Below are 1,525 nucleotides of genomic sequence, written 5' to 3' on the forward strand. Positions count from 1 at the left end.
GTAGCAATTAAAAATTTATATCGCGAGAAAATTGCAGAGGGCGTACCACATCAAGATATGATGGAGATTATATGGGCTTCTTGCCGCGATAATTCACGTACACCTATGCAGTGGAATGATGAGATGAATGCTGGTTTCACAACAAGTACACCTTGGTTTAGCATGAATCCAAATTACAAAGAAATTAATGTTGAAAAGCAAAAAAATGAAGAAAAGTCTATTTTTAATTTCTATAAGAAAATGATTGCCCTGAAAAAAGAGCACGATGTACTGAACTATGGTACGTATGATTTACTTTTAGAAGACGATCCACAAATTTATGCATATACACGTACGTTACAGGATGAAAAAGTCATTGTAATTAGTAATATCTCAAAAGAGGAAGCTGTGTATAATGAGGGTTCATTTGCACTAGAACGCAAACGTTTGCTTTTAAATAACTATGAAGTTGCGGAACATGAAGAAGTAACAACAATTGCTTTAAAGCCTTATGAAACAAGGGTTTATCGCATTTCATAATAAAAAAGGATGCTCTTTGAGCATCTTTTTTTATTAAAAAAAATAAATTTCTATTGCAAAGTGAAAACGCTTTTATTAAAATAGATTTATGAAAACGGTTGCGTAAAGATGAAAATAAAGTAACATAAGGAATCGTTTTCATAAAGGGAACAGAAATTATAATTTAAATCATTATGTTTTTATAAATAAAGGGGAGGAAGAACAGATGAAAATTACGTCTTTTGATTTTTGGCAAAAGTTCGGGAAAGCGTTATTAGTTGTTGTAGCCGTAATGCCAGCAGCTGGTTTAATGATTTCCATCGGTAAGTTAATTGGTATGTCTGCTGGGGATGTTAACGCAGTTCATACAATCGCTCGCGTAATGGAAGACATCGGTTGGGCAATCATTACAAATCTACACATCTTATTCGCAGTAGCAATTGGGGGATCTTGGGCGAAAGATCGCGCGGGTGGTGCATTTGCAGCGCTATTAGCATTCGTCTTAACAAACCGAATTACAGGAGCTATATTTGGGGTAAACGCTGAAATGTTAGCGGATTCAAAAGCGAAAGTTTCTTCAGTAATAGCGGGAGATTTAATTGTAAAAGATTACTTTACTTCTGTACTTGGTGCACCTGCATTAAACATGGGAGTGTTCGTAGGGATTATCACAGGTTTCTTAGGAGCTACTTTATATAACAAATATTATAACTATAATAAACTGCCACAGGCATTAGCATTCTTTAATGGAAAACGATTTGTACCATTCGTTGTAATTCTTTGGTCTACAGTTACTGCGATTGTATTATCACTTCTATGGCCATTCATCCAAAGTGGGTTAAATGAATTTGGTCGCTGGATTGCAGCTTCAAAAGATAGTGCACCAGTTGTTGCACCGTTTGTATATGGAACGTTAGAGCGTTTATTATTACCATTTGGTTTACACCATATGTTAACGATTCCGATGAACTATACAGAGCTAGGCGGAACATATACGATGCTAACTGGTTCAAAAGTTGGACAAGTT

Annotated in this window: 2 protein-coding genes; both read left to right on the top strand. The window is 35.4% G+C overall.

The window, feature by feature from the left end:
• On the top strand, positions 1-519 hold a 519-nt coding region (locus tag MR107_RS29880; RefSeq protein ID WP_242293142.1), incomplete at its 5' end, for an alpha-amylase family glycosyl hydrolase.
• Between the two features lie 205 nt (positions 520-724).
• Positions 725-1,525, top strand: an 801-nt coding sequence (locus MR107_RS29885) for a PTS transporter subunit EIIC (RefSeq protein ID WP_242293143.1), incomplete at its 3' end; no start/stop codon positions are given.

It is taken from the genome of Bacillus cereus group sp. BfR-BA-01441 (assembly GCF_022663075.1).
Classification (GTDB): domain Bacteria; phylum Bacillota; class Bacilli; order Bacillales; family Bacillaceae_G; genus Bacillus_A; species Bacillus_A cereus.